General features: G+C 68.4%; 5 protein-coding genes. 3 read left to right on the top strand and 2 right to left on the bottom strand.

Features of this window, described 5'->3' with window-relative positions:
- Together HG543_RS51110 and HG543_RS51105 are read left to right on the top strand one after the other, a co-directional pair.
- A partial coding sequence (locus HG543_RS51110) for a DnaJ domain-containing protein (RefSeq protein WP_246357901.1) occupies window positions 1-614 on the top strand: 614 nt, incomplete at its 5' end.
- Window positions 615-634: 20 nt separating this feature from the next.
- Window positions 635-1,390 (top strand): CvpA family protein, encoded by a 756-nt coding sequence (locus HG543_RS51105; protein ID WP_169352263.1) that lies wholly within the window; start codon window positions 635-637, stop codon window positions 1,388-1,390.
- Window position 1,391: 1 nt separating this feature from the next.
- Here the strand turns inward: HG543_RS51105 and clpX are convergent, their stop codons facing one another.
- Window positions 1,392-2,462 (bottom strand): ATP-dependent Clp protease ATP-binding subunit ClpX, encoded by a 1,071-nt coding sequence (gene clpX / locus HG543_RS51100; protein ID WP_169352262.1) that lies wholly within the window; start codon window positions 2,460-2,462, stop codon window positions 1,392-1,394.
- A 229-nt stretch (window positions 2,463-2,691) separates the two neighbouring features.
- Between clpX and speA the strand changes: the two genes are divergently transcribed.
- Window positions 2,692-4,704: a biosynthetic arginine decarboxylase gene (gene speA / locus HG543_RS51095; RefSeq protein WP_169352261.1), complete on the top strand. Its 2,013-nt coding sequence runs from the start codon at window positions 2,692-2,694 to the stop codon at window positions 4,702-4,704.
- Window positions 4,705-4,779: 75 nt separating this feature from the next.
- On the opposite strand, the gene HG543_RS51090 is transcribed toward speA, so the two are convergent.
- Entirely contained in the window at window positions 4,780-5,307 is a 528-nt protein-coding gene (locus HG543_RS51090; RefSeq protein WP_169352260.1) for a hypothetical protein, read from the bottom strand.
- Between the last annotated feature and the right edge of the window lie 90 nt (window positions 5,308-5,397).

Here is a 5,397-nt window from a genome sequence, read left to right as displayed (position 1 = left end):
CCGTCGCGCCGCCCCCGCCGCCCACCGAGTCGAAGGGGCCCGGCCTCGACGCCCAGCAGCTCGCGGACCTGGCGTCGCGCACCGCGAGGCTGGACCAGATGGACTACTTCGAGGTGCTCCTGCTGGAGAAGACGGCCAGCCCTGGAGAAATCAAGAAGGCCTTCTACCGGGAGAGCCGCACCTACCACCCGGACCGCTTCTTCCACATGGAGTCGAAGGAGCTGAAGGAGCGGGTGCACGAGCTCTACAAGCGCGTCACCGAGGCCTACTACGTCCTGCGCGACGACACGAAGCGCAAGAAGTACCTCGCGGACATCGCCGGCCCCGAGCGCGCCCAGAAGCTGCGCTTCACCGAGGCCTCCGAGGCGGAGACGAAGGCCGCCGCCAAGAAGGAGCAGGAGGAGCAGATCGGCACCCACCCCAAGGGGCGCCAGTTCTACCAGCAGGCCCAGAAGGACGCCGAGGGCGGCAACCTGTCCGCCGCCGAGCGCAACATGAAGATGGCGCTCACCTATGAGCCCTCCAACGCCCGCTACAAGGAGCGGCTGGCGGAGGTGCAGAAGCAGCTCGCGGACGAGGCGAAGAACAAGGACAACTCGTTCAAGATTCGCTGACCGCTCCCGGGAGGAGCCCCATGGTGTTGGACCTCACCATCCTCGGCCTGGTGCTCTTCTTCGCCATCATCGGCGCCCTCACCGGGGCGTCGCGGCAGGTGGCCAACATGGTGGGGCTGGCGGCGGCGTACTTCGCCTCCAGCCGGCTGGGCCCCCTCCTCGGCCCCAAGCTGTCCGCGTCGCTCGGCGGGCCGCTCTTCGTCGGCATCATCCTCGGCTCGGTGCTCGTCTTCGTCTGCGTGTGGCTGGCCGTCCGCTACGCGCTGGGCGCGCTGCTGGTGCGGCTGCTGGGCACCGGCAAGCACAACGAGGACCGGAGCGTGGACCGCTTCCTCGGCCTGCTGTTGGGGGGCGCGAAGATGGCCATCGTCGCCTGGGTGGCGCTCAGCGCGATGACCTTCTTCGAACAGCACGTGGTGGTGGCCGGAAAGCGCTTCGGCATCTCCACGAGCGACTCGCTCGCCGTGGGGCTGGCCCGCCGCTACAACCTCTTCGAGCTGACGCAGTTCTCCCAGGTGGGCAACCTGGTGCGCGTGGCCAACGCCGCCAGCGACCCGGAGAAGGCGAGCCGCCTCCAGGACGACCCCGCCTACAAGGCGCTGCGCAAGGACCCGCGCTTCCAGCGCCTGCTCCAGGACGAGAAGGTGAAGCAGGCGCTCGCGCGGGGCGACACCGCCGCCCTCCTGCGCAACGACCTGGTGCTCCAGCTCATCCAGGACCGGGACGTGGCCGCCCGGATGAACGCCGCCATCCGGGCCGCCGAGCGCGGAGACTGACTCACAGGCCAATCTGCGCCGAGTCCAGGCCCACCAGCCGCTGGCGCACGAAGTCCGCGTCCACCTCCACGTTGCGCCGCCTGCGCTCGGGGGCCTCGAACATGATGTCCGCCATGACGAACTCGAGGATGGAGCGCAGCCCGCGGGCGCCCAGGCCCCGGTCCACCGAGTAGCGCACCACCTCGCGCAGCCCGCCGTCGGTGAACTCCAGCTCGATGTCGTCCAGGGCCAGCAGCTCGCGGAACTCGCGGATGATGGAGTCGGGCGGCTCCGTCAGCACGCGGATGAGCTCCGGCTCGCCCAGCTTCTCCAGCTGCACCACCACCGGCAGGCGGCCGAGGAACTCCGCCAGCATGCCGAAGTCCACGAGCTGCTTCGTGCTGATGCGCTTGCGCGAGCGCTTCGCCGCCTCCTCGGCCCCGAAGCCCACGGGCCGGCCGCCCTCGTCGCCGTAGTCGTGCAAGTCACTGAACGTGCCGGCGCAGATGAAGAGGATGTCGCGCGTGTCCACCTGGACGAAGTCGCTCTTGTTCCAGGCCTGGGTGACGTTGAGGGGCACGTACACCTCCCGGCCCTCCAGGAGCTTGAGGAGCGCCTGCTGCACGCCCTCGCCGCCGATGTCGCGGCTGCCCGCCCCGTTGCGCGCGCCCTGCGAGCGCCGGGCAATCTTGTCCACCTCGTCGATGAAGATGATGCCCCGCTGGGTGTCCTCCACCGAATGGTTCGCCTTGAACAGGAGGTCGGAAATCATCACCTCCACGTCCTTCCCGTAATAGCCGGCCTCCGTGTACTCGGTGGCGTCCACGGTGGTGAACGGGACGTGGAGGATGTCCGCGAGGTTGCGGGCGATGTGCGTCTTGCCGCTGCCCGTGGGCCCAATCAGCAGGATGTTGGATTTCTTGATGAGCGACTGCCGCCGCAACCGCCGCGCCTGGACGCGCTTGAGGTGGTTGTGAGCGGCGATGGCCACCGCACGCTTGGCGGTATCCTGGCCGATGACGAAGCGGTCGAGCCGCTCGTAGATTTCCCTCGGGGTCAGCACCGCTTCTTCCCTGCGTGCGGACGACTCCATGTACCCTCCCCTTCTGTCCACGCGTCCTCCCTGAACCTCGTGGAAAGGGTAGGAATTGAATGGAAGGCCGGCCCGGTCGACCAGGGACACCGGACTGTCACCGAGCCTGCCTGCCTGCCCTGCCCTCAGGCGACTGTTGATCCAGAGGGTGCTTTCCTATAGTTCCCGCGCCCTTCCGTTGTTCACGGGAGTCCACCCCTTTTTTTTCCCTGGGAGCCTCGAGACGCCGATGCCCGCAAACGCCCCTCCGCACCGCTGGACCCTTGCCGACGCCCAGGAACTCTATGGAATCCGCAACTGGGGCAACCCCTACTTCGGCGTGAACGAAAAGGGCCACGTGTGCGTCCACCCGGACGGCCCGCAGGCGCCCAGCATGGACCTGAAGGAGCTGGTGGACGAGGTGCGCCGCCGCGGCATCGGTCTGCCGCTGCTCCTGCGCTTCACGGACGTGCTGCGCCACCGCGTGGTGCACCTCAACGAGGCCTTCCGCAAGGCCATGGCCGACCAGGGCTTCAAGGGCGGCTACCGCGGCGTGTACCCCATCAAGGTGAACCAGCACCGCTACGTGGTGGAGACCATCATCGAGGCGGGCAAGGGCTACAACTACGGCCTGGAGGCCGGCAGCAAGCCGGAGCTGCTCGCGGTGATGGCGCTCCTCGACAGCGAGGACGCGCTCGTCATCTGCAACGGCTACAAGGACGAGGAGTACATCGAGACGGCGCTCTTCTACTCGCGCCTGGGCCGCAACGTCATCCTCGTGGTGGAGAAGCCCAGCGAGCTGCCGCTCATCGCCGAGGTGGCGCGCCGCACGGGCATCACCCCGCGGCTGGGCATGCGCGTGAAGCTGTCCACGCGCGGCGCCGGCAAGTGGGAGGCCAGCGGGGGTGACCGGTCCAAGTTCGGCCTGTCCTCGTCGGAGCTGATGAACTGCATCGGCTTCATGAAGGACACGGGCCTGCTCGGCTCCTTCGAGCTCCTGCACTTCCACCTGGGCAGCCAGATTTCCAACATCCGCAACGTGAAGAACGCGCTGCGCGAGGTGGGCTGCTTCTACGTGGAGGTGGCCCGCCAGGGCGCGCCGCTGAAGTACCTGGACGTGGGCGGCGGCCTGGGCGTGGACTACGACGGCTCGCAGACGAACTTCGCCTCGTCCATGAACTACACCACGGACGAGTACGCCAACGACGTGGTGTTCGGCGTCATGGAGGCGTGCGACCGCGCGGGCGTGCCGCACCCGACGCTGGTGTCCGAGTCCGGGCGCGCGGTGGTGGCGCACCACGCGGTGCTGGTGGTGGACGTGCTGGGCACCAGCGAGTTCGACCCGGCGCAGGTGCCGGAGAAGCTGGACGACAAGGCCCCGTCGGTGGTGCGCAACCTCATGGGCACCTACCGCGAGGTGACGAACAAGAACCTGCTGGAGGCGTGGCACGACGCGCAGGACTCCAAGGAGGAGAGCCTCACCCTCTTCTCGCTGGGCCACCTGTCGCTGGAGCAGCGCGTGGCGGCGGAGAACATCTACTGGGCCACCTGCCACAAGATCATGCGCATCGCGAAGGAGCAGGGGGAGATTCCGGAGGAGCTGGAGTCGCTGGAGCGCGCGCTCAGCGACACCTACTTCTGCAACTTCTCCGTGTTCCAGTCGCTGCCGGACTCGTGGGCCATCGACCAGCTCTTCCCGATGATGCCCATCCACCGGCTGGCGGAGAAGCCGACGCGCCGGGCGACGCTGGCGGACATCACCTGCGACTCGGACGGCAAGATCGAGCACTTCATCGACAAGCGCGAGGTGAAGGACGCGCTGGAGCTGCACGCGCTCAACGACGACGACTACTACCTGGGCATCTTCCTGGTGGGCGCGTACCAGGAAATCCTCGGCGATCTGCACAACCTCTTCGGTGACACGCACGCGGTGCAGGTGTCGCTGGCGCCCAACGGCGGCTACCTCATCGACAACGTGGTGGCCGGCGACACGGTGACGGAGGTGCTCAACTACGTCAGCTACACCAAGGACGACCTGGTGGCGCGGCTGCGCAAGTTCACCGAGGCGGCCCTGCGCAACGGCCGCATCACCCTGGACCAGTCGCGCACCCTGCTGCGCATGTACGAGGACGGCCTGTCCGGCTACACGTACCTGGAGCGCGAGGTGGACGCGAGCTTCGCCGGCAACGCCAACCAGCTCCGCCTGGTGCCCCAGCCGAACGCCACCACGCCGCGCTCCACCCTGCCCCCCTCGGGCACCTGAAGCGCGCGCGGCGAAACCGTGAGTGACTGAAGCCCCCTGCCGGCCTCCCTCCGAGGCCCAGGGGGCTTCTCCTTTTCAGGAGCTGGCGACGACCGTCTCGCCGGCGCCGAAGGGCACGGGCTCGTCCGTGAAGGCCACGTCGGAGGCCCGGGCGCGCAGGTGCTGGAGGGCCTCCTGCTGCGCCTCGCCCCGGGCGATGAGCGCCTCGAAGTCGAAGCCGGACAGGCGTGCGTCCTTCGTGGACAGGCGGGCGAGCGTGCGCCACATCGACAGGCGGCCCTCGGTGGCCACGCACAGGCCCTCCAGCTCCACCAGCCGGCTCAGCGGCGAGTAGCGCACCAGCGAGCCGTTGAGCTTCAGGCGCCCGAGCTTCTCGGAGGCCCACGCCATCCGCGCCTTGAGCGCATCCTCCGGCACCTCCAGCGTCCGCATCACCGACTTGAGGATGGACTGGTCGTGCTTCAGCTCGGGGATGAAGGCCGCCAGGTAGCGGCCCACCGGGTTGCTGCGGTTCTCCTGCTCCGTGCGCAGCGCCAGCTCGAGGCCCCCCACCGAGCCCGCCAGATGGTCATTGAGGTAGATGCCCAGCCGCTTGACGTCCATGCCGTGCCTCCGGTTGCGAGTCTCCGCAGCCTGGGAGGGTGGCCATGGGCTGGCTCCCCGGCAGCACGGGGCCAGGGCCTTCCTGGGGGG

It is taken from the genome of Pyxidicoccus fallax (assembly GCF_012933655.1).
Taxonomy (GTDB): Bacteria; Myxococcota; Myxococcia; order Myxococcales; family Myxococcaceae; genus Myxococcus; species Myxococcus fallax.
This window is presented reverse-complemented; position numbering and strand designations above follow the sequence as displayed.